The following is a 26,404-nucleotide window of genomic DNA, read 5'->3' as shown; positions in this document are numbered from 1 at the left end:
CCGGCGGATTCTGGCACACGGCGTGGGCACAACAGTACGAACATCGGCCAGGCGTGGATCACGCGGTCCCGGCCGCTCACGTGCCCTCGCTCACGCGTCTTCGCTCACGTGCCCTCGCTCACGCGTCTTCGCTCACGTGCTCTCGCTCACGCGTCTTCGCTCACGTGCTCTCGCTCACCTCGCACCGCAGTCGGCGGTCCGGCCCCAGGACCCGTACCGGGCCCGTGAGGGTCAGCCGGGCCGTGTGCCGGATCTCGGCGCTGGAGACGCCCAACCGCAACTCCAGTGCGCCCGGTTCGACGATCCGGCGGCCCGCGCGGTCGGTGAAGGCGGACAGGTCCGGGTGGAAGTGGAACGTCACGCGCCGCGCCTCGCCCGGCGCCAGTTCCAGCCGCCGGTAGCCGACCAGCCGGACGTCGGGGCGGGTCACGGACGCCACCGGGTCGTGCAGGTACAGCTGAACCACCTCGGCGCCCGCCCGGCCACCCGTGTTGCGGACGGTCACCGACACGTCGTACGTGCCGTCGGTGCCGTTCGTACCGGTGGAGCCGTCCGTGCCGTCCGTGCCGGTACGCGCCTCGGGCCCCGCGAAGTCCTCCCACGCGAACTCCGTGTACGAACGGCCGTGTCCGAAGGGGTACAGCGGGGTCGGGTCCAGGTTGCTGACCTCGCCCGCCAGGCCCAGCGGCGGCTGGAGGTACGTCCACGGCTGGCCGCCCGGCAGCCGCGGCACGCTCACCGGCAGCCGCCCGGAGGGGTTGACGCGGCCCGACAGCACCCCCGTCACCGCCGGGCCGCCCTCCTCCCCGGGGAAGAACGCCTGGACCACCGCGCCCAGCCTGCCCTGCCAGCGGCCGAGCGCGTACGGGCGGCCGGTCAGCAGGACCAGGACCACCGGCACGCCGGTCGCCACCAGCCGGTCCAGCAGCTCGCCCTGGCGGCCCGGCAGGTCCAGGTCCGCCACGTCGCAGCCCTCGCCGGACGTGCCGCGGCCGAACAGGCCGGCCCGGTCGCCCAGGACGGCCACGCACACATCCGCCTCCGAGGCCCGTGCCACCGCCTCCGCGAATCCCGAGTCGTCCGGGTCCGAGACCCCGCAGCCCTCGGCGAAGGTGACCTTCGCGTCGGGGAGCTCGGCGCGCAGCGCCTGAAGCACCGTGGGGACGTCGATGCCCATCGGCACCTGCGGGTGGTGCGTGAGCACGTGCGAGGGGAACGAGTAGCAGCCCAGCATCGCGAGCGGGTCCGCCGCCCGCGGACCGACGACCGCCACGCGCGCGTCGGGGGCCAGCGGCAGGACGCCGTCGGGGTTGTCCAGCAGCACCACCGACTCCTCGGCGAGGCGCCGGGCCAGCGCGCGGTTCGCCGCCGAGTCCAGGTCGACGGAGGCCGTCGGCTCCGGGGACCAGTCCTCGTCCAGCAGACCCAGTTCGCACTTCTGGAGCAGGACGCGGCGGGCCGCCCGGTCCACCAGCTCGGCCGGGACCGTACCCTCCCGCACGGCCGCGACCAGGTCCCGCCCGTAGCACTTCAGCGTCGGCAGCTCCACGTCGATGCCGGCCGCGAGGGCCAGCCCGGCCGCCTCGGCGGGCGAACCGGCGACCCGGTGCAGGGTCTGGAGGAAGCCGATGCCGAAGTAGTCGGCGACCACCGTGCCCGTGAAGCCCCACTCCTCGCGCAGCAGGTCGGTCAGCAGCCAGGGGTCGGCCGAGGCCGGCACGCCGTCCGTCTCGTTGTACGCCGCCATCACGCTGCGCGCCCCGCCCTCGCGCAGCGCCATCTCGAAGGGCGGCAGCGTGATGTCGGCGAGCTCGCGCAGGCCCGCGCGGACCGGCGCGAGGTTGCGGGCGCCCACCGAGGACGCGTACCCGGCGAAGTGCTTGAGCGTGGCGACGATCCCGGCCGACTCCAGGCCGCGCACATAGGCGCTGCCGACCGTGCCGACCAGGTACGGGTCCTCGCCGATGGTCTCCTCGACCCGCCCCCAGCGGGGGTCGCGGACCACGTCCAGGACCGGGGCCAGACCCTGGTGCACGCCCACCGAGCGCAGGTCGCGGCCGATGTGCCGGGCCATCTCCTCGACGAGCGGCGGGTCGAAGCTCGCTCCCCAGGCCAGCGGTACGGGGTACGCGGTGGCGCGCCAGGCGGTGAAGCCGGCCAGGCACTCCTCGTGGGTGACGGCAGGGATGCCGAAGCGGCCGGCGGCGGCGATGCGGCGCTGGGCGCGGGCCAGCGCCAGGGCGCCGAGGTCCGGGTCGACGGGGGCGGTGCCGAAGGGGCGGGTGAGCTGGCCCAGGCCGAGGGTGATCAACTCGGCGTAGTCGTCGGCGGAGTGGTGGTCGGTCATGTCGTGCTGGTGCGGGGCGACCCCGTCCCCGTCCGTGTCGGCTCCCACCCACACTCCGTACAGCTGGGCGGTCTTCTCCTCCAGGGTCATCCGGGCCAGCAGGTCCTCGACGCGGGCGGCGGCGGACCGAGCGGGGTCACGCCAGGGGGCGGTGGTCATGAAGCTCCACTCGGTAGGAGGTGTTCGGGGTACTGGTGACGCCGGTGTCGAAGGCCCTGTTCGAATGTTTCGAGTGGTGACCCGAATGTTCCGGGAACCTATGGTGAGGCAGGGGGTTCGTCAAGAGGTCGTGCAGGGATACGATCGCCGCCATGACAGCCCCGGAGCCTGCCGAAGCCCAGATGACAGGGCGGTCCAGCCGGACCGCGACGCTCGCCGAGATCGCCCGTGAGGCGGGCGTGTCGGCGCCGACTGTTTCGAAGGTCCTCAACGGCCGTGCCGATGTCGCCCCCGCCACCCGCAACCGGGTGGAAGAGCTGCTGCGCGTCCACGGCTACCGGCGCCGCCGGGCCGAGGCCAGCCGCTCGCCGCTGATCGACCTGGTCTTCCACGAACTGGAGAGCGCCTGGGCGATGGAGGTCATCCGGGGCGTGGAGAACGTGGCCCGGGACGCCGGGCTGAGCGTCGTGCTGAGCGAGAGCGCGGGCCGGCTCACCCCCGGGCGGACCTGGGCCGACCAGGTCGCCGCCCGTCGCCCGCACGGCGTCGTGCTCGTCCTGTCCGGGCTCGACGAGTCCCAGCGCGCCCTGCTGACCAGCAGGTCCATCCCGTTCGTGGTGATGGACCCGGCCGGCGACCCGGGCGCCGACGTGCCGTCCATCGGCGCCACCAACTGGCAGGGCGGCCTGGCCGCCACCCGGCACCTGATCGACCTCGGCCACACCCGTATCGGCGCGATCAGCGGACCGGCCACCATGATGTGCAGCCGCGCCCGGGTGGACGGCTACCGGGCCGCCCTGGAGACGGCCGGTCTGCCGGTCGACGCCGGGCTGATCAGGGCGGGCGACTTCCACCACGACGCCGGTTACCGGCTCGGCCGCGAACTGCTGAGCCGCCCGGACCGGCCCACCGCCGTTTTCGCCGGGAACGACCTCCAGGCGCTCGGGCTCTACGAGGCCGCCCGTGAGCTGGGGCTGCGTATCCCGGACGACCTCAGTGTGGTCGGGTTCGACGATCTGCCGGTGGCGCGCTGGGTGGGGCCGCCGCTGACGACCGTACGGCAGCCGCTGACCGAGATGGCGGAGGCGGCGGCCCGGCTGGTGCTGGAGCTGGCGCGCGACGAGGGGGCGCAGGTGGCGACCCGGGTGGAGCTGGCGACGAGTCTGGTGGTGCGGTCCAGCACCGCGGCTCCCGCGGCTCCCGCGGCGTCCGGGGATCCCACGGATCCTGCTGCTCCTGCGGCTCCCGTGGCCGGAAGTTGACGTATTGACGGGTGAGGCAGGTGCCTCCACACTCCACCGAAGTCAATCGGCTGGACGACCGAAACTTTCGGAGGCACCCGCAATGAGAACCTCCAGATCGTCATCCTTACGCACCCGGCTCGCCGCCCTGCTCACCGGCGTCACCGCCGTCGGCGCCCTGCTCGCCGCCGGCATGACGTCCGCCCAGGCCGCCGACACCCCCCTGCGCGACCTCGCGGCCGCCAAGGGCAAGGTCGTCGGCACGGCGGTCACCGGCTCCAAGCTCACCGGCAGCTACGGCGACATCGCCGGGGCCCAGTTCGGTTCGCTCACCCCGGGCAACGCCATGAAATGGGGGTCGGTCGAGCCGACCCAGGGCACCTTCAACTGGGCCGAGGCCGACCAGATCGTCGCCTTCGCGCAGGCGCACAACCAGCAGGTGCGCGGCCACACCCTGGTCTGGCACAGCCAGAACCCGAGCTGGCTGACCAACGGCACCTGGACGTCGGCCCAGCTCGGCACCCTGCTCCAGAACCACATCAGCACCGAGGTCGGCCGCTACCAGGGCAGGATCACCGCCTGGGACGTGGTCAACGAACCCTTCAACGAGGACGGCACCTACCGCTCGACCCTCTGGTACAACGGCCTCGGCGCCGACTACATCGCCAGCGCCCTGACCTGGGCGCGGGCCGCCGACCCGGCCGCCAAGCTGTACATCAACGACTACAACGTCGAGGGCGTCAACGCCAAGAGCACCGCCCTGTACAACCTGGTCAAGTCCCTGAAGGAGCGCGGCGTCCCGATCGACGGCGTCGGACTCCAGGCCCATCTGATCCTCGGCCAGGTGCCGTCCACGCTCCAGCAGAACATCCAGCGCTTCGCCGACCTCGGCGTCGACGTGGCGATCACCGAGCTGGACATCCGGATGGCGCTGCCGGCCGACAGCACGAAACTGGCCCAGCAGGCCGCCGACTACAAGGCGGTCACCGCCGCCTGCGTGGCCGTGACGCGTTGCGTCAATCTGACCGTCTGGGGCTTCACCGACTCCGACTCCTGGGTCGACAGCACCTTCCCGGGGTACGGGGCGGCGACGCTGTACGACGCGAACTACGCCCCGAAGCCCGCGTACTACGGCGTCGCCGAGGCGCTCGGCGGGACGACGACCACGCCGCCGCCCTCCACCGGCGCCTGCACGGCGACGTACAGCGTGGTCAACCAGTGGAACACCGGCTTCACCGGGCAGGTGAGGATCGCCTGCTCGGGTGCCTCGCTCTCCTCGTGGAAGGCGGTCTGGACGTACGGCGCGGGCCAGCAGATCACCCAGGCCTGGAACGCGACCTGCACCCAGTCGGGCGCGGCGGTCTCGTGCGTGAACGCCTCCTACAACGGGTCGGTCCCGGAAGGCGGTTCGGTGACCTTCGGGTTCAACGCGTCCTGGAGCGGGAGCAATCCGCTGCCCACGGTGACCCTGGGCTGAGGCCGCTCCGGGTTGCGGGACTGCGCTGGATTCAAGACTGTGCTGAGTTCGTCCTGAGAAAAGTGAGATTTTCTGAAGAAAACGGCCCCAGGCAAGTCCGTTGTAATAATTCGGACTTACGTTCCTCTGCGTGACCGGACACGACGAGAAACAGGACTGGGACAGGGGCAGACGCGGAGGCCGGCGGTCGATCGTCCTGAGAGCCGCCGGCCTCACCCTCGCGGGCGCCCTGGTGCTCGGCGTCGCGGCGACGGGCTGGGTCTACTGGCACCTGAACAACAACATCAAGAGCGTCGACATCAACAGCGCGCTCGGCGACGACCGCCCGGCCAGGGCGGTGGCCACGCCCACGCCCGACGGGTCGGCGTCCCCCTCGGCCACCGCCTCCGCGCCGCCGACCGGGGCGCTGAACATCCTCGTGCTGGGATCGGACTCGCGCAGCGGCGCCGAGAACCGGGAACTCGGCGGCGGCAGCAGTTCCGGCGCCCGCTCCGACACGGCGATGGTCGTGCACCTCGACGCGGGGCGCACCACGGCCACCGTGGTCAGCATCCCGCGCGACACCCTCGTCACCCGTCCGCCCTGCCCGCTGTCGTCGGGGCGCTCGACGGCGGTGGCCTACGGCGCGATGTTCAACAGCGCGTACGCGGTGGGCGGTCCGGTCTGCGCGGTGAAGACCGTCGAGTCGATCACCGGCGTACGGATGGACCACTACATCGAGATCGACTTCTCCGGCTTCGCGAAACTGGTGAACGCGCTCGGCGGGGTCACCGTCACCACCGACGAGGACATCGACGACGACGACAGCCATCTGCACCTCGCGGCGGGCACCCACCACCTGGACGGCAAGCAGGCCCTCGCCCTGGCCCGCACCCGGCACGGCATAGGCGACGGCAGCGACCTCGGCCGCATCGGCCTCCAGCAGAAGCTGGTGAAGGCGCTGCTGGAGCAGATCGCCTCGATCGACCTGCTGACCGACCCCACCCAGCTCTACGGGGTAGCCGACGCCGTCACCGGCAGCCTGACCACCGACACCGGACTCGACTCGCTGGGCGAACTCACCGACCTGGGCGAGAGCCTGAAGGGCCTGGCGGCAGACCGGGTCGAGACGGTGATGATGCCGGTGGTGACCGCCCCGTCGGATCCCAACCGGGTGGTGGCCCGGGAACCGGCGGCGAGCGAGCTGTGGGAGTCCCTGCGATAGGGCACCTCGTTCGGAGCAGGCCTATGACCTGCGGAAACACGCCCCGGAGAGAATTCCTCGAAGAATCTCGGCGACCGTGTCGATCCGGCCGTCCCCTGTTCGACGCACAGGTGAGAGGCGGGGAAGGACCCCGCCCGGGAGACTCGGCGCCGTACGGGTCGCCCACCACCGTGAGGAGTCACCATGCCCCGCTACCTGTCGCTCGTGCAGATCGACGAAGCCACCGCGCCCGCCGAGGGACCCAGCCCCGAGCTGATGCAGCGGATGGGTGAACTGATCGAGGAGATCACCAAGGCCGGCGTCATGCTCCAGACCGAGGGCCTGACGCCCAGCGCGCAGGGCAAGCGCGTCCACTACGCGGGCGGGGAGCTGTCCGTGACCGACGGGCCCTTCACCGAGGCCAAGGAGGTTGTCGGCGGCTACGCCATCATGCAGTGCAAGGACATGGCCGAGGCCGTGGAGTGGACCAAGCGCTTCCTGAAGGTGCACGAGGACTTCTGGACGGTGACCTGCGAGGTGCGCGAGATCGCCGAGGGCTGAGCGGTTCCTCGCTAGTCGCTGTCAGTGCGGAGGTGTTCGATGGGGGGTTGTGAGCTCGCAACCCCCCGCCGACCCGCGCGGCGCCATCGAGACCGTCTTCCGTCTGGAGTCCCCCCGCGTCATCGCTGCCGCCACCCGGATCGTGCGGGACATCGGCATCGCGGAGGAGCTGGCCCAGGACGCCCTGGTCGCGGCACTGGAGCAGTGGCCGCGGGACGGGGTGCCCGACAACCCGGGCGCCTGGCTCGTGACCACCGCCCGCCGCCGTGCCGTCGACCTGGTCCGCCGCCGGGAGAACTACGCCCGCAAGCTCGCGGAGATCGGCCGCGACCTGGAGACCACGGTGCCGGCGCAGGAGCCGGCCGATCCGGACGGCATCGACGACGACCTGCTCCGGCTGGTCTTCACCGCCTGCCACCCGGTGCTGTCCGCCGAGGCCCGCACCGCCCTCACCCTGCGCCTGCTCGGCGGGCTGAGCACGGCCGAGATCGCCCGCGCCTTCCTCACCCCGGAGCCGACGGTCGCCCAGCGCATCGTCCGCGCCAAACGGACCCTCGCCACCCGGAACGTCGCCTTCGAGGTGCCGAGCGGCCCCGACCGCGAGGCCCGCCTCGGCTCGGTCCTCGACGTCATCTACCTGATCTTCAACGAGGGGTACGCGGCCACCACCGGGGACGACTGGCTGCGCCCGGCGCTGTGCGAGGACGCCCTGCGGCTCGCCCGGCAGCTCGCGGCGCTGATGCCCAAGGAGCCGGAGGCGCACGGCCTCGCCTCCCTGCTGGAGTTCCAGGCCTCCCGCACCGCCTCCCGCACCGGCCCCGACGGCGAGCCGATCCTGCTCAAGGACCAGAACCGCCGCCGCTGGAACCGCATGCTCCTCGCCCGCGGTGTCGACGCCCTCGCCCGGGCCGACGCCGTCGCCACCGGCGTCCCCGGCCCGTACGTCCTCCAGGCCACGATCGCCGCCTGCCACGCCCACGCCCACACCTACGAGGACACCGACTGGCGGGCCATCGCGACCCTGTACGGCCTGCTCGCCGTCCGCGCCCCCTCCCCGGTCGTCGAGCTCAACCGCGCGGTGGCCGTGTCGATGGCGGACGGCCCGGCCCCGGCCCTGGAGATCGTCGACGCCCTGGCCGCCGAACCCGCCCTGCGGGACTACCACCTGCTGCCGAGCGTCCGGGGGGACCTGCTGGCACGGCTGGGCCGCACGACGGAGGCACGGACGGAGTTCGCACGGGCGGCCGCCCTCGCACGCAACGAACGGGAAAGACGGCTGCTACGACGACGAGCGGACAGCCCCACATCCTGACGGCACAACGCCCTGAGGCGGACAGCGCCCTGAAGTGGACAACGCCCTGAGGTGGACAACGCCCTGAGGTGGACAGTGCCCTGAAGGGGCGCGGGGAACTGCGCGCCCGGCCACGACGGACCCGCACCCGGCCGCAGGCCCACGCCGCCGGAAGCGCCCCCCAGGGCAGGCCCTAGGCCGGACGGCCGATCAGCATCGTCGGCGCGCCCGCCACCCGCGTGAGGAACACCGTCGCAGCGTTCGGCCCCTGCGGCTTGACCTTGCGCCGCAGTTCCTCCGGTTCCACCGCCGACCCGCGCTTCTTGACGGTCAGCACCCCGACCTCACGCTCCCGCAGCAGCGCCTTCAGCCGCTTGACGCTGAAGTGGAGCTGGTCGGTGATCTCGTACGCCGAGGCGTACACGGTCGGGCGCAGTTCGTCCGACGTCACGTACGCGATCGTCTCGTCGACGAGGCCGCCGCCGACCTCCTCGGCCACCTCGGCCACCAGATGGGCACGGATGACGGCGCCGTCGGGCTCGTACAAGTAGCGTCCGACGGAACGGACCTCGGGATCGGGCAGGCCGCGGGAGAGCAGGGTGCGCGGGCCGGGCAGCAGGGTGGCGCGCACCGCCCCCGGGTCCGTCCCGAACCACAGCACCGCCTCCTTCACGTCACCGCCGTCCGAGGTCCACTCGGCCTCCGCCTCGGCGGGCACCGCCTCGTGCGGAATGCCGGGCGCGACCTTCAGCGCGGCACGCGGGGCCGAAAGGGCCGTCCGCACCGCCCAGGACAGCGGCGGCGAGTACGCCTCCGGATCGAAGATGCGGCCGCGTCCGCCCCGGCGCGCCGGATCCACGAAGACGGCGTCGTACGACGACACGTCCACCTCCGTGACGTCCGCCTCCCGCACCTCGATCAGCTCGGCGAGCCCCAGCGCGTCGGCGTTCGCGCGCGCCACGGCCGCCGTCAGCGGGTCGCGGTCCACGGCCAGGACCCGGATGCCGGCCCGGGCGAGCGCGATGGCGTCGCCGCCGATGCCGCAGCACAGGTCCGCGACCGAGGTCACGCCGAGCTCCTCGAACCGCCGCGCGCGATGGCCGGCCACGGTCGCCCGGGTGGACTGCTCCACCCCGTTGGGCGTGAAGAACATCCGCTGCGCGTCCTCGGCCGCGAACTTCGCCGCCGCCCGCTGCCGCAGCCGTGCCTGGCCGAGTGCCGCCGACACCAGGTCGGCGGGGTGCTCGCGGCGGAGCCGGGTGGCGACGGCGAGTTCGTCGGCCGGGGCGGTGTCGCGGACCTCGTGGAGGAGGGCGCGGCCTTCGGGCGTGAGGAGGGCGTGCAGGTCGTTCACCGGCTCATTGTGGGCCAGTCGGTGGACGGCGCGCCTCCGGTGGCGGTGTCGGGCCGGGGCGGCGGCCGTGGCCTGGGAGGATCCGGCAACATGCGAGTAGTCGTACAAGATGAAAAAAGTGGTTTTGTTCGTACTTTGAAAAGCTCCCGGATCTCTCGGGTCTCCCGCGCCTGCCGGGTCACCCGCGCCCGCCGGGTCTCCGGCGCCTGCCGGGCCTCCCGGATCCGCGCCGGTATCGCCGTGCTCGCCGTCGCCGCCGTCGCCTCGGGCTGCGCGCAGGGCGGTGAGGCCGCTCGGGTGCACCCGGCCCCCGGGCAACCGCCCGGGCTCCAGGCGCCCCCAGCCCGCGCCCTCGACGCCTACGCGGGCCGGCTGCGTGCCGCGCACGCGGCGCGGGTGGCCGCGGCCCGGCGCTGGGGCCTGGCCCGGGTCCCGCTGACGCCCCCGTCGCCCCCCGCGAGGAAGCCGCGGATCACCGCACGCGACGGCTTCGAGGTCGCCGGCCAGGAGGAGCAGGACCTGCCCCCGGTCTTCACCACGATCCCCACCAAGAAGAAGATCGTTTTCCTCACCGTCGACGACGGTGCCGAGAAGGACCCGACGTTCCTGCGCATGATGAGCGAACTGAAGATCCCGTACACCGCCTTCCTCAGCGACTACCTGATCAAGGACGACTACGGCTTTTTCAGGAAGATGCAGCGCAACGGGGTGGTCCTGAACAACCACACCCTGCACCACCCCTACCTGCCCGGACTGTCGTACGAGGAGCAGAAGCGGGAGATCTGCGGCATGCAGGACGTGATCGAGCGTCAGTACGGCAGGCGCCCGACCGTCTTCCGTCCGCCCTACGGCAACTACAACCACGACACCCTGGTCGCCGCGAAGGCCTGCGGCATCAAGTACGCCCCGATCTGGGACGAGGAGGTCTTCGTCGACCACTGGGAGTACCGCGAGTCGGACCAGGACCTGCACCCCGGCGACATCGTCCTGACCCACTTCCGGGGCCGGTCCGAATGGCACGGCACCATGCCCGACATGATCCGCCGGTTCCTGAGGAAGGTGACCGACAAGGGGTACGCGGTGGCCCGCCTGGAGGACTACCTGTGAGGCTGCGGGCGCTGACCGCGGGAGTGCTGGCGTCGGCCGTGCTGCTGCTCACCGGCTGTGCCCAGTCCGTCGACCCGATCGAACGGCTGGGCAGGAAGGCGGCCCAACGGGTGCACCCGAACGGCCCGGGCGCCCAACAGGCCTACCGCCATTGGGGTCTGTCGGCCCCGCTGGCCGAGGCTCCCCGACGGGCGGCCCGGCCGCTCACCGCCACCGCATCGGGCCTGCCGGCGGTGGTCGACCGGGTCAGGACCCACGACCGGGTCGTCTTCCTCACCTACGACGACGGGGCCGAACGCGACCCGCGCTTCGTCGACATGGTCCGCGAACTGCGGCTCCCGGTCAGCATGTTTCTCACCGACAGCATCGCCGGACCGGGGTACGACCACTTCGCCCGGCTGCGCTCGGTCGGCGCGAGCCTCCAGAACCACACCCTCGACCACCCCTCCCTGCGCGGACTGCCCTACGTCGGCCAGCGCGCGGAGATCTGCGGGCAGCAGGAGAAGCTCAGGTCCCGCTTCGGTCTGCGCCCGCGGCTGTTCCGGCCGCCCTACGGGACGTACGACCACGCCACCCTGCGGGCCGCCGCCCGGTGCGGTATCTCGACGTTGGTGCTGTGGCGGGTGTCGATGGGCGAGGCCGGCCTGAGGTACGCCTGGGGTCCGCACCGACTGCTCCCCGGCGACATCGTGGCCATCAGTCCGGACGAGAGCCCGGCCCCGAGCCTCGGGAAGCGCACCACCCACCTGCTGCGCCGGATTCAGGAACAGGGACTGACGGTGGCTCGGCTGGAGGACTACCTGTAGTCCGCCCGCGCACGCACCGCCCACCGAACCCCGCGCCGCCGTCGAGCGGACGCGAAAAACCGCGCCGCGCCGTCCGCAATTGGCACTCCGCTTGACCGAGTGCTAATCGCGGTCATAGTCTCGGCTCTGGCACTCCCCCCTGGAGAGTGCCAACAAGCGACGGGCAGGTCCGGCACCCGCGACGACGGATCCACCTGGTCGCCACCTCAGACAGTTAACCCCGTGAGATCTCCGAAGGGGGAGGTCGGATCGTGACGACCACCAGCTCCAAGGTTGCCATCAAGCCGCTCGAGGACCGCATTGTGGTCCAGCCGCTGGACGCCGAGCAGACCACGGCCTCTGGCCTGGTCATCCCGGACACTGCCAAGGAGAAGCCCCAGGAGGGCGTCGTCCTGGCCGTGGGCCCGGGCCGCTTCGAGAACGGCGAGCGTCTTCCGCTCGACGTCAAGACCGGTGACATCGTGCTGTACAGCAAGTACGGCGGCACCGAGGTGAAGTACAACGGCGAGGAGTACCTCGTCCTCTCGGCTCGCGACGTCCTCGCGATCATCGAGAAGTAGTCACCTCGCTTCCTCGCGAAGCACTTTGTTTTTGAACTGCGCCCCCGGCCCCCGCGACCGTTAATCAGCCGGGCGTCGGGGGCGCAGTCGTTCATCCTGATTCACCTCGAGATTTCCGAGAGGGCCAACGCTCCCATGGCGAAGATCCTGAAGTTCGACGAGGACGCCCGTCGCGCCCTCGAGCGCGGCGTCAACAAGCTTGCCGACACGGTCAAGGTGACGATCGGCCCCAAGGGCCGCAACGTCGTCATCGACAAGAAGTTCGGCGCCCCGACCATCACCAACGACGGCGTCACCATCGCCCGCGAGGTCGAGCTCGACGACCCCTACGAGAACCTCGGTGCCCAGCTGGTGAAGGAGGTCGCCACCAAGACGAACGACGTCGCGGGTGACGGCACCACCACCGCCACCGTGCTCGCCCAGGCGCTCGTGCGCGAGGGCCTGAAGAACGTCGCCGCCGGCGCTTCCCCGGCTTCCCTGAAGAAGGGCATCGACGCCGCGGTCAAGGCGGTCTCCGAGGACCTGCTCGCCTCGGCCCGCCCGATCGAGGAGAAGTCCGACATCGCCGCCGTGGCCGCGCTGTCCGCGCAGGACCAGCAGGTCGGCGAGCTCATCGCCGAGGCGATGGACAAGGTCGGCAAGGACGGTGTCATCACCGTCGAGGAGTCCAACACCTTCGGCCTGGAGCTGGACTTCACCGAGGGCATGGCCTTCGACAAGGGCTACCTGTCGCCGTACTTCGTGACGGACCAGGAGCGCATGGAGGCCGTCCTGGAGGACCCCTACATCCTCATCAACCAGGGCAAGATCTCCTCCATCCAGGACCTGCTGCCGCTGCTGGAGAAGGTCATCCAGACCAACTCCTCGAAGCCGCTGCTGATCATCGCCGAGGACGTCGAGGGCGAGGCCCTGTCGACCCTGGTCGTCAACAAGATCCGCGGCACGTTCAACGCCGTCGCCATCAAGGCGCCCGGCTTCGGCGACCGCCGCAAGGCGATGCTGGAGGACATGGCGATCCTCACCGGCGCCACGGTCATCTCCGAGGAGGTCGGCCTCAAGCTCGACCAGGCCGGCATCGACGTGCTGGGCTCGGCCCGCCGCGTCACCGTCACCAAGGACGACACCACGATCGTCGACGGCTCCGGCAAGACCGAGGACGTCCACGGCCGCGTCAACCAGATCAAGGCCGAGATCGAGAACACCGACTCCGACTGGGACCGCGAGAAGCTCCAGGAGCGCCTCGCGAAGCTGGCCGGCGGCGTGTGCGTGATCAAGGTCGGCGCCGCCACCGAGGTGGAGCTGAAGGAGAAGAAGCACCGTCTGGAGGACGCCATCTCCGCGACCCGCGCCGCGGTCGAGGAGGGCATCGTCTCCGGTGGTGGCTCCGCGCTGGTCCACGCCGCCAAGGTCCTGGAGGGCAACCTCGACAAGACCGGCGACGAGGCCACCGGTGTCGCCGTGGTCCGCCGCGCGGTCGTCGAGCCGCTGCGCTGGATCGCCGAGAACGCCGGCCTGGAGGGCTACGTCATCACCTCCAAGGTCGCCGACCTCGACAAGGGCCAGGGCTTCAACGCCGCCACCGGCGAGTACGGCGACCTGATCAAGGCCGGCGTCATCGACCCGGTGAAGGTCACCCGCTCCGCCCTGGAGAACGCCGCCTCCATCGCCTCCCTCCTGCTCACGACCGAGACCCTGGTCGTCGAGAAGAAGGAAGAGGAGCCGGCCGAGGCGGGCCACGGCCACGGCCACTCCCACTGACGCACCCCGGTGACACCGGCGGGCCCTGACCCGGCACCGGCATCCCCGACCAGGGAAGCCACCGGCTGAACCAGGCCTCACCACTCCGCCCCGCCGCACTCCGCGGCGGGGCGGAGTGCTGTCCGAGGGGCTACGGCGGAAGCCCCCGTCCCCGGTGAAAGGGAACGGGGGCTTCGCCCCTCGCGGGTTCGAAGGGGAGCCGGCGGCTCAGGTCTCCAGTTCGTCCAGCGCTCCCAGTTGTGCCATCAGGCCGAGTCTGTCGTACTGCCACCAGCCCTCGACGAGCTTGCCGTCCTCGCCGCACCGGAAGACGGTCGTGCCCGTCATCGACACCCGCCGGCCGGTGGCCGGGATTCCCAGGAAGTCGCCGCGGTGCGTGCCCTGCCAGGTCCAGCGGGTGCACACCCGGTCGCCCTGGGCGATCTGGTCGTCGACGGTGAACGCGAAGTCGAAGGCTCCCCGCCACATCTCGCACTCGCGCCGCATGTTCTCCAGCCCGAGCGTGTCCTGCTCGTTGGCGGGGTCGTGGCCGTGGTAATGCTCCGCCATCACGTTGTTCAGCGGAGGCAGTTCACCTTCGGTGGCGATCAGCTCGAAGAGCCTGCGCGCGTTGGCCGCGTACAACTGCTCGTCGCGCACCACCTCCAGATCGGTGAAGGTCGGCATCCCGTCGCAGAGGGCGGCCATCTCCTGGAAGATCCGGTCGGTCTCGGGGAGATGCGAGTTGCGCATCGCGTCCTCGTACGAGGGGAACTCCACGATCTGCACGAAGTGCGCGTCGTCCGAGCGGTCCTTGCCGATCAGATCGTGCGTCGCGCTCCGTCTGCCCCTGGTCTCTTCGACCCAGGTGTCCAGCAGCCGGTTCATCTCGTCGAACCGGCTCGTCCTGCACTCGATGAGCTGTACGAACGTCATGACGCCGCCTCCGGCCCCCCTGGGTCCGGTTCCCTCCGGTCATTCTCCCACCGGAGCGGCGGCGTCACCTGTCCGGCGGTGACGCGATCGCGCCCTCGCTCACTGGGGCCCGTACTTGCGGCCCGTCCGCGAGGTGACACCGCCCAGCAGTCCCCGTGGGGTCACCTTCACCAGGCCCATCAGCACCTTGTAGCGCGGGTCGGGGACGGACAGGGACTTCCCGCGCGCCAGATCGTCGAGCGCCGCCGCGACCAATTTGTCGGCGTCCAGCCACATCCAGCCCGGGATGTTGTCCGTACCCATCCCGGCCCGCTGGTGGAACTCGGTCCGCACGAATCCCGGGCACAGCGCCATCAGCCGTACGCCGCTGCCCGCCAGGTCCCGGGCGGCGCCCTGGGTGAACTGCACGACCCACGCCTTGGACGCCCCGTACGTGCCCCGGGGCACGAAGGCCGCGACCGAGGCGACGTTGACGACTCCGCCGCGACCGCGCTCCCGCATCCCGCCGGTCGCCGCGGCCGTCAGCCGCAGCACCGCCTCGCAGTGCACCTTGAGCATCTTCAGCTCGTCGGCCATCGACACGTCGAGGAAACGGCCCTTGTTGCCGAAACCCGCGTTGTTGACCAGCAGGTCGACGGGGTTCCTGCGGTCGGCGAGCCGGTCCGCCACCAGGTCGATGCCGTCGTCCGACGCGAGGTCCGCCGTGAGCACCTCCGCCTCGATGCCGTGCCGGTCGTGCAGTTCGGTCGCCTGCTCCCGAAGCCGCTTGGTGTCGCGTGCCACCAGCACGAGGTTGTGCCCGTCCGCGGCCAGCTGCCGCGCGAACGCGGCACCGATGCCCGCCGTCGATCCCGTAATCAGAGCCGTTGTCATGGCCCAAGGGTAGTTACCCGGACGGTGTTGGTCCGCTCGGTGCGGCGGACGTCGGGACGGCCGGGTCCGCCCGGCTCACGAGACTTCCGGACGGCTCGGGTCCGCCCGGCTCGCAAGGCTTCCGGACGGTCCGGGAACGCTTGGCCCACGCGGCCTCCCGGGGTGTACGAGGCTTTTCCGGGGGCGCGTGACGACGGTTCAGGACCGCTGTTGTTCCACGTACTTCCGGGCCGCGGCCAGCGACTCCGGGTGCAGTGCCTCGCCGGCCGGGAGCAGTCGCGGCAGCAGTTCCCGTTCCGTCGTGGACGCCCGGAACTGGAGGGCCACGGTCACGTCGTGGTCGGGCCGGTGCACGATCTCGACCGGATCGCCCGCCCTGATCTCACCGGGTTCGATCACCCGGAGATAGGCGCCCGGGGCACCCTTCTGCGTGAACCGCTTCACCCACCTCGACTCGCCCAGGTGGCCCTGGAAGGTGCGGCACGGGATCCGCCCGCAGGTCACCTCCAGCACCACCGCGTGCCCGACGCGCCAGCGCTCGCCGATCCGCGCGCCGGACACGTCGACCCCGAGGGTCGTGAGGTTCTCGCCGAACATGCCGTTGGCGAGCTTTCGGCCCAGTGCGCGTTCCCAGTCGTCGAGGTCCTCGCGCGCGACGGCGTACACGGCCTGGTCGTCGCCGCCGTGGTGCCGTCTGTCGCACACCGCGTCCCCGGCCAGCCCGCTCCCGCCGGTCCCCTTCGGTCCGGGGGCGGCCACCTGCACGGGTCCTTCGGCCGGCCGCTTGTCGATGCCGGTCAGGCCCTCCGCCTGATCCGTGTAGGGCACGGCCCGCGGGCGGCCCAGGTTCACCGAGAGAAGCTCCATGGATCCACGTTAAAGGGCCCGCTCCCAAAGCGTCGACGCATTATCGGGCGCCGCATCCAAGAAGCGCTTATGCTCGAAGGGTGATCGAGGCCCGTCATCTCCGCGTTCTGCGCGCCGTCGCCGCCAGCGGCTCCTTCTCGGCGGCGGGGCGCGAGCTGGGCTGCACCCAGCCCGCCGTCAGTCAGCAGATGAAGGCCCTGGAGGCGTCGGTCGGCACTCCGCTGCTCATCCGCAGCGGCCGCGAGATGCGCCTGACCCAGGCCGGCGAGGCCCTCGTCCGGCACGCGGCGGGCATCCTGGCCGGACTCACCGCCGCCGAGGAGGAGGTCGCCGCCATCGCCGGTCTGCGCGCGGGCCGGGTCCGGCTGGTCTCCTTCCCCAGCGGCAGCTCCACCCTCGTGCCCGCCGCCCTCGCCGCCCTGCGCGCCGCACATCCCGGCACCCGCGTCTCCCTGGAGGAGGCCGAGCCGCCCGAGTCGGTCGAGAAGCTCCGCGACGGCGACTGCGACGTGGCGCTCGCCTTCCGCTACGAGAGCGCGGCGGGCGCGGAGGAATGGGACGACCTCGTCGTACGCCCTCTGCTGACCGACCGTCTGGTGGGCCTGGTGCCCGAACACCACCGGCTCGCCCGCGCGCAGTCCGTGGACATCGGCGAACTCGCCCGGGAACCGTGGATCGCGGGCTGCCCGCGCTGTCGCGGACAACTGGTGGAGGCGTGCGAGAGCGCGGGCTTCACCCCGCGCATCGACTTCGCCACCGACGACTACCCCGCGGTGGTCGGCCTGGTGGGTGCCGGTCTCGGCGTCGCCGTGCTGCCCCAGCTCGCGGTCGAGTCCGTACGGCCCAGAGGGGTGCGCACCGTGACGGTGGAGCCGGCGGTACGGCGGAGGATCGTCGCGCTCACGCTGCCCGATCTGGCTCAGGTGCCGGCGGTGGCGGCGACGCTGGCGGAGCTGGAGCGCGCGGCCGTCCGCTGAGGCGCCGGAAGTGCCGGAAGCGCCGGAAGCGCCGGGCGTCCGGGCATCGGGGCGCCGCACAACACGAACGCAGAGGCGCCGCGCATGACGCGGAGACGCCGCACATAGCGAATGCCGGGGGCGTACAGCTCCCCGGTGGTGGCCGCACTGCCGCCAGGCCATGCCTGCATGTCCATGGCGCTCCGGCCATGGCTGTCCCTGGCGCTCCGGCTATGGCGTCATGACGTTCGTGCGTGATGTTCAGACGTAAATGAAAAAACGTTCCTTCAGGTGTTCGAGCCGCCGTCCATGGCGGTGGCCGACGCCGATACGAGCCGGTTGCGCGCCCGGCCCATGAGCTCTTCGCGCTCGTCCTCGGTCAATCCGCCCCACACGCCGTACGGCTCGCGCACCGCCAGTGCGTGCGCCGCGCACTGCGCGCGGACCGGACACCTCATGCAGACCTCCTTGGCCGAGTTCTCACGAGCGCTCCGAGCCGCTCCGCGCTCGCCCTCCGGGTGGAAGAACAGCGAGCTGTCCACCCCGCGGCAGGCGGCGAGGAGCTGCCAGTCCCACAGGTCCGCGTTCGGTCCGGGAAGGCGGGAGAAATCTGCCATTGCGTGACCCCTTGCAGCCGTTCTGAGCGGATACGGTGCTCACGACCGTACATCTACGATCTAAGGAGATGAAAATATGACTCATTGCGAATCTAGCCTCGGACACCAACAGATGGGAAGAAATGGGTCTAAATGGGGCATGGCTTGTGATGAAAGACGGTAGGACCGCCGCGCGCGACTGCCCCGTGTCCGTCCCCTCACGTAGAGTGCCGAAGATGGCACAGAGCCCCGTAACTCTTTCGAGTGACCGTCGTTGAGAGTGCGGATGCGGTTGAGAACGCAAACGCTCGGGCAGGCGTCCGAGACGGTCGACCGCACAGGTGACGATTCGTAACAGCCTGGAGGCACAAGGTGACGCGCATCAGCTGCGGAGGGCGGCCATGACATCCGTCCTCGTCTGCGACGACTCCCCGCTTGCCCGAGAGGCGCTCCGCCGCGCGGTCGCGACCGTGCCCGGCGTCGAGCGCGTGACGACGGCGGCCAACGGCGAGGAAGTCCTCCGCCGCTGGGGGGCCGACCGCTCGGACCTGATTCTGATGGACGTACGCATGCCCGGCCTGGGCGGCGTCGAGACCGTACGGCGGCTGCTGTCCGCCGACCCCGGTGCGCGCATCATCATGCTCACCGTCGCCGAGGACCTGGACGGAGTCGCCCTCGCGGTGGCCGCCGGCGCCCGCGGCTATCTGCACAAGGACGCCTCGCGCGCCGAACTGCGCGCCACGGTCACACAGGCCCTCGCCGACCCGACCTGGCGCCTCGCCCCGCGCCGCCTGCGCTCGGCCGAGATGGGTGCCGCGCCCACGCTCACCGCGCGTGAGATCCAGGTACTGGAGGGCATGAGCCACGGCCGCTCCAACGCCGAGATCGGCCGGGAGCTGTTCCTCTCCGAGGACACCGTCAAGACGCACGCCCGACGCCTCTTCAAGAAGCTCGGCGCCTCGGACCGTGCGCACGCGGTGGCGCTCGGGTTCCGCTGGGGCCTGGTGCGCTAGGCGTGCCGGATGGACCGGGCGCGTCGTAGAGGGGGCAGCAGAACCCGTAGGAAGTCCCAGGTGGTCCCCGCTTACCTCACGGTTAGCGGGGACGGCAACCGGGCTCGCCCGAGGCCCGCTGCCTGTTTCGCCGCGGATGCCGCATCCTTGAGGTGTGGAGTTCCTCGGGGACGAGTCGGTCGAGCTGAAGAGGAGGGCGCAGGAGATGAGTTCCGGCGCACCTGCTCATAACGCTTCGGTGCACAACGATGGACGCGGTGCCGCGGACCAGTCGGCCGCAGGGCACCATGGTCCGATGCGTGAGGACGACGTGGCCACTGCCCCCGGGGCGATCGGTGCACTGGTCCACCGTGCCGTCGACGGGGACGACCAAGCCACGCACGACCTGCTCGCCCATGTCCATCCCCTGGCGATCCGGTACTGCCGCACGCGGCTGTCCCGGCTGCCGGGCGACGCGCGCCACTTCGTGGAGGACCTGGCGCAGGAGGTCTGCGTCGCCGTCCTCCTCGCCCTGCCCCGCTACCGGGACACCGGCCGCCCGTTCGAGGCGTTCGTCTTCGCCATCGCCGCGCACAAGGTGGCCGATCTCCAACGGGCCGCGATGCGTCACCCCGGGTCGACGGCCGTCCCGTCCGACGAGATGCCGGAACGCCCCGACGACTCGCTGGGTCCCGAGGAGCGGGCGCTGCTCAGCAGCGACGCGGAGTGGGCGAAGAAACTGCTGGCCAACCTTCCCGAGAACCAGCGTGAGCTGCTGTTGCTGCGGATCGCGGTGGGGCTGACGGCGGAGGAAACGGGTCAGATGTTGGGAATGTCACCCGGTGCGGTCCGGGTGGCTCAGCACCGTGCGCTCAGCAGGCTGCGGGCGCTCGCCGAGCAGTGAGCGCGCCATGTCGCCGGGCCGAATCTCCGGTCGGTGGCAGGGGACCGGTCCGGCCGCTCGGGCCTTCGCTCGCGCGCCGGATCCGGCCGTCCGGGCCCTCGGTTGCCGACCGGACCCGGCCGTCCGGGCCCCCGGTCGCGCGCCGGACCTGAACGGGCGATCCCTCGTTCCCGTACGAGTGCCCGTACAGGTTTCCGTACGAACATACGAACCCCGAAGTCGCTCCGGACCGTGGAAACCGTGGAATGAGCGACCCCTGCTTCCCGTTAGCATGGACATCCGCACCGATCAAGGCCATTTGGGGAAGGTGTCATGACTGCCAACGTCGACGGAGTGCCCGGAAAATTCGCGACACTCGGGCTGACCTACGACGACGTGCTGCTGCTGCCGGGTGCATCGGAAGTGCTCCCCAACGCGGTCGACACCTCGTCCCGCATCTCGCGCAACGTGCGCGTCAACATTCCGCTGCTCTCGGCCGCCATGGACAAGGTGACCGAGTCCCGCATGGCGATCGCGATGGCCCGCCTCGGCGGCGTCGGCGTGCTGCACCGCAACCTCTCGGTCGAGGACCAGGTGAACCAGGTCGACCTGGTCAAGCGGTCCGAGTCCGGCATGGTCACCGACCCCATCACGGTCCACCCGGAGGCGACGCTCGCCGACGCGGACGCGCTCTGCGCGAAGTTCCGCATCAGCGGTGTGCCCGTCACCGACCCGGCCGGCAAGCTCCTCGGCATCGTCACCAACCGCGACATGGCCTTCGAGTCCGACCGCAGCCGCCAGGTGCGCGAGGTCATGACGCCGATGCCGCTGGTCACCGGCAAGGTCGGCACCACCGGTGTCGAGGCCATGGAGCTGCTGCGCAAGCACAAGATCGAGAAGCTTCCGCTGGTCGACGACGACGGCGTCCTCAAGGGCCTCATCACGGTCAAGGACTTCGTCAAGGCCGAGAAGTACCCCAACGCCGCCAAGGACGCCGAGGGCCGCCTGCTGGTCGGTGCCGCCGTCGGCGCCAGCCCCGAGGCGCTGGAGCGCGCCCAGGCCCTCGCCGATGCCGGCGTGGACTTCCTGGTCGTCGACACCTCGCACGGCCACAACAGCAACGCCCTCAGCTGGATGTCGAAGATCAAGTCGAGCGTGTCGGTCGACGTGATCGGCGGCAACGTCGCCACCCGCGACGGCGCGCAGGCGCTGATCGACGCCGGTGTCGACGGCATCAAGGTGGGCGTGGGCCCCGGCTCCATCTGCACCACCCGCGTGGTCGCCGGCATCGGTGTTCCGCAGGTCACCGCCATCTACGAGGCGTCCCTCGCCGCCCGCGCGGCCGGCGTCCCGCTGATCGGTGACGGCGGCCTGCAGTACTCCGGCGACATCGGCAAGGCGCTCGCCGCCGGCGCCGACACGGTGATGCTGGGCAGCCTGCTGGCGGGCTGCGAGGAGTCGCCGGGCGAGCTGCTGTTCATCAACGGCAAGCAGTTCAAGTCGTACCGCGGCATGGGCTCGCTCGGTGCCATGCAGTCCCGCGGCCAGGGCCGTTCCTACTCCAAGGACCGCTACTTCCAGGCCGAGGTCTCCTCTGACGACAAGCTCGTGCCCGAGGGCGTCGAGGGCCAGGTGCCCTACCGCGGCCCGCTCGCGAACGTGCTGCACCAGCTCGTCGGCGGTCTGCGCCAGACCATGGGTTACGTGGGCGCCGCCACCATCGAGGAGATGGAGTCCAAGGGCCGCTTCGTGCGGATCACCTCCGCGGGCCTCAAGGAGAGCCACCCGCACGACATCCAGATGACGGTCGAGGCACCCAACTACAGCCGCAGCAAGTGACCCGCACGCGCGCGTGATCCCGTACGGGGGCACGCGCGCGTGAGGTCGTACGAGACACGCACCAGGTCGGGTACGACGGCACGTCCGAGGTGTGGACGAGGTGTGGACCAGGGCGGCTCCGGAGCTCCGGGGCCGCCCTCGGCGTGCCCGTCGGCGATACTGGTAGACGCTGAAACGCAGAGGGAAAGGCCACAGACGTGACTGAGATCGAGATCGGGCGAGGCAAGCGCGGCCGCCGGGCGTACGCCTTCGACGACATCGCCGTCGTCCCCAGCCGTCGTACGCGGGACCCGAAGGAGGTCTCGATCGCCTGGCAGATCGACGCCTACCGCTTCGAGCTGCCCTTCCTGGCCGCCCCCATGGACTCGGTCGTCTCCCCGGCCACCGCGATCCGCATCGGTGAGCTGGGCGGCCTGGGCGTGCTCAACCTCGAGGGCCTGTGGACGCGGTACGAGGACCCACAGCCGCTGCTCGACGAGATCGTCGGACTGGACGACGACACCGCCACCCGGCGACTCCAGGAGATCTACGCGGCTCCCATCAAGGAGGAGCTGATCGGGCAGCGCATCAAGGAGGTGCGCGACTCCGGCGTGGTCACGGCGGCGGCGCTGTCCCCGCAGCGCACGGCCCAGTTCTCCAAGGCGGTCGTCGACGCGGGCGTGGACATCTTCGTCATCCGCGGTACGACCGTGTCGGCGGAGCACGTCTCCGGCTCGCACGAGCCGCTGAACCTGAAGCAGTTCATCTACGAGCTGGACGTCCCGGTGATCGTCGGCGGCTGCGCCACGTACACCGCGGCCCTGCACCTGATGCGCACCGGCGCGGCCGGTGTGCTGGTCGGCTTCGGCGGCGGCGCCGCGCACACCACGCGCAACGTGCTGGGCATCCAGGTCCCGATGGCCACGGCCGTCGCCGACGTGGCGGCCGCCCGCCGCGACTACATGGACGAGTCCGGCGGCCGGTACGTGCACGTGATCGCGGACGGCGGGGTCGGCTGGTCCGGCGACCTGCCCAAGGCGATCGCCTGCGGCGCCGACTCGGTGATGATGGGCTCCCCGCTCGCCCGTGCCACGGACGCGCCCGGCAAGGGCCACCACTGGGGCATGGAGGCCGTCAACGAGGAGCTGCCGCGCGGCAAGAAGGTCGACCTCGGCACGGTCGGCACGCTGGAGGAGGTCCTCACCGGCCCCTCGCACACCCCGGACGGCTCGATGAACCTCTTCGGCGCCCTGCGCCGGGCCATGGCCACCACCGGCTACAGCGAGCTGAAGGAGTTCCAGCGCGTCGAGGTGACGGTCGCGGACTCGCAGCACAAGCGGTAGGCCGCAGGCCTGCGGCGCATGCCGCGGGACGCCGGTCAGGGCCGGTCACCTCTCGTCGGAGAGGTGGCCGGCCCTTTCGCGCGCCCGGGCGGCCCGGGGGCGGCACCCCCGGTCACAGCCGGTGTGCCGATCCCGTCGGAGTGGCGCCCCGGGTGTCGAGCAGGAGCTGGGCCTTCACCGACAGGCCCTGCATGTCGTACGTGCGGTGCTGCTGGAGAAGGATCGTGAGGTCGGCGTGGGCCGCCGCCTCGTAGAGGGAGTCCGCGCGGGGCACCGGGCGGTCCAGGACGCTCCAGGACGGCACGTGCGGGTCGTGGTAGCTGACGGAGGCGCCGAGCTCCATGAGGCGGGTCGCGATCTCGTGCGCGGGGGTGGCCTGCTGGTCGGCCAGGTCGGCCTTGTAGGTGATGCCGAGCAGCAGCACGCGCGCGCCGCGCGCCGACTTCCCGTGCTCGTTGAGGAGGGCCGCGGCGCGCTGCACGACGTACCGGGGCATCCGGCTGTTGACCTGCTGGGCCAGCTCGACCATCCGCAGGGTGCGGCCCGCCTGCCCGGCCAGGTCCTGCGGGACGGCGTGGCCCCCGACGCCGGGGCCGGGACGGAAGGCCTGGAAGCCGAACGGCTTGGTCTCCGCGCAGCGGATGACGTCCCACAGGTCGACGCCCAGGTCGTGGCAGAGGACGGCCATCTCGTTGACGAGGGCGATGTTGACGTGCCGGTAGTTGGTCTCCAGGAGGTGCACGGTCTCGGCCTCGCGGGGGCCACGCGCGCGTACCACCTTGTCGGTGAGCCGGCCGTAGAAGGCGGCGGCGGACTCGGTGCACGCGGGCGTGAGGCCGCCGATGACCTTGGGGGTGTTGGCCGGGGTGAAGTCGCGGTTGCCGGGGTCCACCCGGCCCGGCGCGTAGGCGAGATGGAAGTCGCGGCCGGCCCGCAGCCCCGAGACCTCCTCCAGCAGCGGACGCAGGAATTCCTCGGTCGTCCCGGGGTACACGGGGGACTCCAGGATCACGGTGGTGTGCGGTCGCAGCCGCTCGGCCAGGGTGCGGGCGGCCGTCTCCACCTGGCTCAGGTCGAATCCGCCGTCGGCGCCGCGTGGGGTCGGCGCGCAGATGACCGCGGTGCGGACGCGGCCGAGCTCGGCCGGTCCGGCGGCGGTCCGGAAGCCCCCCGAGAGCATCCGGCGCAGTTCGGCGGGGCTGAGCGAGCCGGATTCCGGCCCGGTCGGGTATCCGAGCGTGGCGATACCGGCGGCGACGGCTGCCTGGGCCAGGGGCAGGCCGAGAGGACCGAGTCCGATGACGGCGAGATCTGCGGGCATGACGTGGGCCGTCCTTCCCAATAGCCGAAGCGGGACAGGTGCGCAAGCCGTGTGGACAAGACGAGCGAAGCGCAATGTCACACTAGGAGTAAATATGACCTTGATGCGGTATTGGTCGGCTGTGTTTCCCGGCAGTCCCGCGAATGTTGTCCACAGGCTGGGAGCGACTGGTGGCTGAAGTCGGGCATCCCGGTCAGGATTGGGGCATGGGGGATGCGGACCCGATCCAGCACCACGGGGTGCGCCCGGCGCGACCGACGAGCGGGAGGCAGCGGTGAGGACAGCGACACTGGGACCGGCGCAGCGCGCCGAGTCACTGGCATCCATGGCCGAGCGTGAGCTGGACGTGCTCGTCGTCGGCGGTGGTGTCGTCGGCGCGGGCACCGCTCTCGACGCCGTGACGCGCGGCCTGTCCACGGGACTGGTCGAGGCGCGCGACTGGGCGTCGGGCACGTCGAGCAGGTCCAGCAAGCTGATCCACGGCGGCCTGCGCTATCTGGAGATGCTGGACTTCGCGCTGGTCAGAGAGGCGCTGAAGGAGCGCGGCCTGCTGCTGGAGCGCCTCGCGCCGCATCTGGTGAAGCCGGTGCCGTTCCTGTATCCGTTGCAGCACAAGGGCTGGGAGCGGCTGTACGCCGGTTCGGGCGTGGCGCTCTACGACGCCATGTCGATGGCCCGTGGCCACGGCCGCGGCCTGCCCACGCACCGGCATCTGACCCGGCGTCACGCCCTGCGGGTCGCTCCGTGTCTGAGGAAGGACGCGCTCGTCGGCGCCCTTCAGTACTACGACGCCCAGATGGACGACGCCCGTTACGTGGCCACGCTGGTGCGCACCGCCGCCCTGTACGGCGCCCATGCCGCGAACCGGGCGCGGGTGACCGGCTTTCTGCGCGAGGGCGAGCGCGTGGTCGGCGCCCGGGTCGAGGACGTCGAGGGCGGCGGGGAGTACGAGGTCCGCGCGAAGCAGATCGTCAACGCGACCGGAGTGTGGACCGACGACACGCAGGCGATGGTGGGGGAGCGCGGGCAGTTCCACGTCCGTGCCTCCAAGGGCATCCACCTGGTCGTGCCCAAGGACCGGGTCCACTCCTCCACCGGACTGATCCTGCGCACCGAGAAGTCCGTCCTGTTCGTCATTCCCTGGGGCCGGCACTGGATCATCGGGACCACCGACACCGAATGGAGCCTCGACAAGGCCCATCCGGCCGCCTCCAGCGCCGACATCGACTATCTGCTGGAGCATGTGAACTCGGTGCTCTCGGTGCCGCTGACGCGGGACGACGTCGAGGGCGTGTACGCGGGACTGCGCCCGCTGCTGGCCGGTGAGTCGGACGCCACCAGCAAGCTGTCCCGCGAGCACACCGTGGCCCATCCCGTGCCGGGGCTCGTGGTCGTGGCGGGCGGCAAGTACACCACCTACCGGGTGATGGCCAAGGACGCGGTGGACGAGGCGGTGCACGGGCTCGACATGCGGGTCGCCGAGTGCGTCACCGAGGACATCCCGCTGCTGGGCGCGGAGGGCTACCGGGCGCTGTGGAACGCGCGGGCGCGGATCGCCGCGCGGACCGGACTGCACGTGGTGCGCGTGGAGCATCTGCTGAACCGCTTCGGTTCGGCGACGCAGGAGCTGCTCGACCTGATCGCCGTCGACCCCTCGCTGGGGGAGCCGCTGCGGGCGGCCGACGACTACCTGCGCGCCGAGATCGTCTACGCCGCCTCCCACGAGGGCGCCCGGCACCTGGACGACGTGCTGACCCGGCGCACCCGCATCTCCATCGAGACCTTCGACCGGGGCACGCTCAGCGCCCGTGAGGCCGCGGAGCTGATGGCGCCGGTGCTGGGCTGGGACAAGAGCCAGATCGAGCGCGAGATCGAGCACTACGAGAAGCGGGTGGAGGCGGAGCGGGAGTCGCAGCTCCAGCCCGACGACCTGACGGCGGACGCGGCCCGGCTGGGGGCGCCGGACATCGTGCCGTTGTAGGGCGGCCGTGGCGTC

Annotated in this window: 22 protein-coding genes; 15 read left to right on the top strand and 7 right to left on the bottom strand. The window is 71.3% G+C overall.

Features of this window, described 5'->3' with window-relative positions; translation table 11 throughout:
• Nucleotides 1–160: 160 nt before the first annotated feature.
• Nucleotides 161–2,506 (bottom strand): beta-xylosidase/alpha-l-arabinosidase, encoded by a 2,346-nt coding sequence (locus tag FNH09_RS13060; protein WP_152887342.1) that lies wholly within the window; start codon nucleotides 2,504–2,506, stop codon nucleotides 161–163.
• Between the two features lie 152 nt (nucleotides 2,507–2,658).
• Between FNH09_RS13060 and FNH09_RS13055 the strand changes: the two genes are divergently transcribed.
• The 5 genes from FNH09_RS13055 (at nucleotide 2,659) to FNH09_RS13035 (ending at nucleotide 8,280) form a co-directional block, all read left to right on the top strand.
• On the top strand, nucleotides 2,659–3,768 hold the full coding sequence (locus tag FNH09_RS13055) for a LacI family DNA-binding transcriptional regulator (RefSeq protein WP_238426643.1): 1,110 nt from the start codon (nucleotides 2,659–2,661) through the stop codon (nucleotides 3,766–3,768).
• A gap of 82 nt (nucleotides 3,769–3,850) precedes the next feature.
• Complete coding sequence (locus FNH09_RS13050; RefSeq protein ID WP_202919656.1) at nucleotides 3,851–5,224, top strand: glycoside hydrolase family 10 protein; 1,374 nt, start codon at nucleotides 3,851–3,853, stop codon at nucleotides 5,222–5,224.
• A 130-nt stretch (nucleotides 5,225–5,354) separates the two neighbouring features.
• A complete protein-coding gene (locus tag FNH09_RS13045; protein WP_162468513.1) occupies nucleotides 5,355–6,428 on the top strand; it encodes an LCP family glycopolymer transferase in 1,074 nt (357 codons plus the stop codon).
• A gap of 183 nt (nucleotides 6,429–6,611) precedes the next feature.
• Complete coding sequence (locus FNH09_RS13040; RefSeq protein WP_152887340.1) at nucleotides 6,612–6,968, top strand: YciI family protein; 357 nt, start codon at nucleotides 6,612–6,614, stop codon at nucleotides 6,966–6,968.
• A 49-nt stretch (nucleotides 6,969–7,017) separates the two neighbouring features.
• The gene (locus tag FNH09_RS13035) at nucleotides 7,018–8,280 is read left to right on the top strand and encodes a sigma-70 family RNA polymerase sigma factor (RefSeq protein WP_162468512.1); all 1,263 of its coding nucleotides are present in this window, start codon (nucleotides 7,018–7,020) and stop codon (nucleotides 8,278–8,280) included.
• 172 nt (nucleotides 8,281–8,452) lie between these two features.
• On the opposite strand, the gene FNH09_RS13030 is transcribed toward FNH09_RS13035, so the two are convergent.
• Nucleotides 8,453–9,613: a class I SAM-dependent methyltransferase gene (locus FNH09_RS13030; protein WP_338017554.1), complete on the bottom strand. Its 1,161-nt coding sequence runs from the start codon at nucleotides 9,611–9,613 to the stop codon at nucleotides 8,453–8,455.
• Between the two features lie 90 nt (nucleotides 9,614–9,703).
• Between FNH09_RS13030 and FNH09_RS13025 the strand changes: the two genes are divergently transcribed.
• The 4 genes from FNH09_RS13025 (at nucleotide 9,704) to groL (ending at nucleotide 13,844) form a co-directional block, all read left to right on the top strand.
• The gene (locus FNH09_RS13025) at nucleotides 9,704–10,720 is read left to right on the top strand and encodes a polysaccharide deacetylase family protein (RefSeq protein ID WP_152887336.1); all 1,017 of its coding nucleotides are present in this window, start codon (nucleotides 9,704–9,706) and stop codon (nucleotides 10,718–10,720) included.
• Nucleotides 10,717–11,526: a polysaccharide deacetylase family protein gene (locus tag FNH09_RS13020; RefSeq protein ID WP_338017553.1), complete on the top strand. Its 810-nt coding sequence runs from the start codon at nucleotides 10,717–10,719 to the stop codon at nucleotides 11,524–11,526. The genes FNH09_RS13025 and FNH09_RS13020 overlap by 4 nt, the downstream gene beginning before the upstream one ends.
• Nucleotides 11,527–11,777: 251 nt before the next feature.
• Nucleotides 11,778–12,086 carry a co-chaperone GroES gene (gene groES, locus FNH09_RS13015; protein WP_003998759.1) on the top strand — a complete coding sequence of 103 codons (309 nt, stop codon included), beginning with the start codon at nucleotides 11,778–11,780 and terminating at the stop codon, nucleotides 12,084–12,086.
• Nucleotides 12,087–12,221: 135 nt separating this feature from the next.
• Nucleotides 12,222–13,844 carry a chaperonin GroEL gene (gene groL / locus FNH09_RS13010; protein ID WP_152887332.1) on the top strand — a complete coding sequence of 541 codons (1,623 nt, stop codon included), beginning with the start codon at nucleotides 12,222–12,224 and terminating at the stop codon, nucleotides 13,842–13,844.
• Between the two features lie 207 nt (nucleotides 13,845–14,051).
• On the opposite strand, the gene FNH09_RS13005 is transcribed toward groL, so the two are convergent.
• From FNH09_RS13005 to FNH09_RS12995, 3 genes are all read right to left on the bottom strand, one after another.
• On the bottom strand, nucleotides 14,052–14,759 hold the full coding sequence (locus tag FNH09_RS13005) for an ester cyclase (RefSeq protein ID WP_152887330.1): 708 nt from the start codon (nucleotides 14,757–14,759) through the stop codon (nucleotides 14,052–14,054).
• Nucleotides 14,760–14,858: 99 nt separating this feature from the next.
• Nucleotides 14,859–15,632 (bottom strand): SDR family NAD(P)-dependent oxidoreductase, encoded by a 774-nt coding sequence (locus tag FNH09_RS13000; protein ID WP_152887328.1) that lies wholly within the window; start codon nucleotides 15,630–15,632, stop codon nucleotides 14,859–14,861.
• A gap of 198 nt (nucleotides 15,633–15,830) precedes the next feature.
• Nucleotides 15,831–16,499, bottom strand: coding sequence for an MOSC domain-containing protein (locus FNH09_RS12995; protein ID WP_152887326.1), 669 nt, complete (start codon nucleotides 16,497–16,499; stop codon nucleotides 15,831–15,833).
• 80 nt (nucleotides 16,500–16,579) lie between these two features.
• On the opposite strand from FNH09_RS12995, the gene FNH09_RS12990 reads away from it, so the two are divergent.
• On the top strand, nucleotides 16,580–17,476 hold the full coding sequence (locus tag FNH09_RS12990; RefSeq protein ID WP_162468511.1) for a LysR substrate-binding domain-containing protein: 897 nt from the start codon (nucleotides 16,580–16,582) through the stop codon (nucleotides 17,474–17,476).
• 266 nt (nucleotides 17,477–17,742) lie between these two features.
• Here the strand turns inward: FNH09_RS12990 and FNH09_RS12985 are convergent, their stop codons facing one another.
• Nucleotides 17,743–18,072, bottom strand: coding sequence for a WhiB family transcriptional regulator (locus tag FNH09_RS12985; RefSeq protein WP_152887325.1), 330 nt, complete (start codon nucleotides 18,070–18,072; stop codon nucleotides 17,743–17,745).
• 380 nt (nucleotides 18,073–18,452) lie between these two features.
• Here FNH09_RS12985 and FNH09_RS12980 point away from each other — a divergent pair, with 380 nt between their 5' ends.
• The 4 genes from FNH09_RS12980 (at nucleotide 18,453) to FNH09_RS12965 (ending at nucleotide 23,087) form a co-directional block, all read left to right on the top strand.
• Nucleotides 18,453–19,064, top strand: coding sequence for a response regulator transcription factor (locus tag FNH09_RS12980; protein ID WP_003948568.1), 612 nt, complete (start codon nucleotides 18,453–18,455; stop codon nucleotides 19,062–19,064).
• A gap of 295 nt (nucleotides 19,065–19,359) precedes the next feature.
• Complete coding sequence (locus tag FNH09_RS12975; RefSeq protein ID WP_152887323.1) at nucleotides 19,360–19,947, top strand: sigma-70 family RNA polymerase sigma factor; 588 nt, start codon at nucleotides 19,360–19,362, stop codon at nucleotides 19,945–19,947.
• A 312-nt stretch (nucleotides 19,948–20,259) separates the two neighbouring features.
• Nucleotides 20,260–21,765 (top strand): IMP dehydrogenase, encoded by a 1,506-nt coding sequence (gene guaB, locus FNH09_RS12970; RefSeq protein ID WP_152887322.1) that lies wholly within the window; start codon nucleotides 20,260–20,262, stop codon nucleotides 21,763–21,765.
• A 197-nt stretch (nucleotides 21,766–21,962) separates the two neighbouring features.
• Nucleotides 21,963–23,087, top strand: a complete 1,125-nt coding sequence (locus tag FNH09_RS12965) for a GuaB3 family IMP dehydrogenase-related protein (RefSeq protein ID WP_162468510.1) — start codon at nucleotides 21,963–21,965, stop codon at nucleotides 23,085–23,087.
• Between the two features lie 112 nt (nucleotides 23,088–23,199).
• On the opposite strand, the gene FNH09_RS12960 is transcribed toward FNH09_RS12965, so the two are convergent.
• Entirely contained in the window at nucleotides 23,200–24,408 is a 1,209-nt protein-coding gene (locus FNH09_RS12960) for a nucleotide sugar dehydrogenase (RefSeq protein ID WP_152887321.1), read from the bottom strand.
• A 274-nt stretch (nucleotides 24,409–24,682) separates the two neighbouring features.
• On the opposite strand from FNH09_RS12960, the gene FNH09_RS12955 reads away from it, so the two are divergent.
• Nucleotides 24,683–26,389: an FAD-dependent oxidoreductase gene (locus FNH09_RS12955; protein WP_162468509.1), complete on the top strand. Its 1,707-nt coding sequence runs from the start codon at nucleotides 24,683–24,685 to the stop codon at nucleotides 26,387–26,389.
• Nucleotides 26,390–26,404 lie beyond the last annotated feature (15 nt).

Source organism: Streptomyces adustus (genome assembly GCF_009377175.1).
Lineage (GTDB): Bacteria > Actinomycetota > Actinomycetes > Streptomycetales > Streptomycetaceae > Streptomyces > Streptomyces adustus.
The sequence above is the reverse complement of the archived record's forward strand: the minus strand, read 5'-3'. Positions and strand labels throughout refer to the sequence as shown.

Bases quoted from the DNA above. Each gene is read 5' to 3' on its own strand.
- FNH09_RS13060 (WP_152887342.1), bottom strand. From the start codon at position 2,506: ATGACCACCGCCCCCTGGCGTGACCCCGCTCGGTCCGCCGCCGCCCGC.
- FNH09_RS13055 (WP_238426643.1), top strand. From the start codon at position 2,659: ATGACAGCCCCGGAGCCTGCCGAAGCCCAGATGACAGGGCGGTCCAGC.
- FNH09_RS13050 (WP_202919656.1), top strand. From the start codon at position 3,851: ATGAGAACCTCCAGATCGTCATCCTTACGCACCCGGCTCGCCGCCCTG.
- FNH09_RS13040 (WP_152887340.1), top strand. From the start codon at position 6,612: ATGCCCCGCTACCTGTCGCTCGTGCAGATCGACGAAGCCACCGCGCCC.
- FNH09_RS13025 (WP_152887336.1), top strand. From the start codon at position 9,704: ATGCGAGTAGTCGTACAAGATGAAAAAAGTGGTTTTGTTCGTACTTTG.
- groL (WP_152887332.1), top strand. From the start codon at position 12,222: ATGGCGAAGATCCTGAAGTTCGACGAGGACGCCCGTCGCGCCCTCGAG.
- FNH09_RS13005 (WP_152887330.1), bottom strand. From the start codon at position 14,759: ATGACGTTCGTACAGCTCATCGAGTGCAGGACGAGCCGGTTCGACGAG.
- FNH09_RS13000 (WP_152887328.1), bottom strand. From the start codon at position 15,632: ATGACAACGGCTCTGATTACGGGATCGACGGCGGGCATCGGTGCCGCG.
- FNH09_RS12995 (WP_152887326.1), bottom strand. From the start codon at position 16,499: ATGGAGCTTCTCTCGGTGAACCTGGGCCGCCCGCGGGCCGTGCCCTAC.
- FNH09_RS12985 (WP_152887325.1), bottom strand. From the start codon at position 18,072: ATGGCAGATTTCTCCCGCCTTCCCGGACCGAACGCGGACCTGTGGGAC.
- FNH09_RS12980 (WP_003948568.1), top strand. From the start codon at position 18,453: ATGACATCCGTCCTCGTCTGCGACGACTCCCCGCTTGCCCGAGAGGCG.
- FNH09_RS12975 (WP_152887323.1), top strand. From the start codon at position 19,360: ATGCGTGAGGACGACGTGGCCACTGCCCCCGGGGCGATCGGTGCACTG.
- guaB (WP_152887322.1), top strand. From the start codon at position 20,260: ATGACTGCCAACGTCGACGGAGTGCCCGGAAAATTCGCGACACTCGGG.
- FNH09_RS12960 (WP_152887321.1), bottom strand. From the start codon at position 24,408: ATGCCCGCAGATCTCGCCGTCATCGGACTCGGTCCTCTCGGCCTGCCC.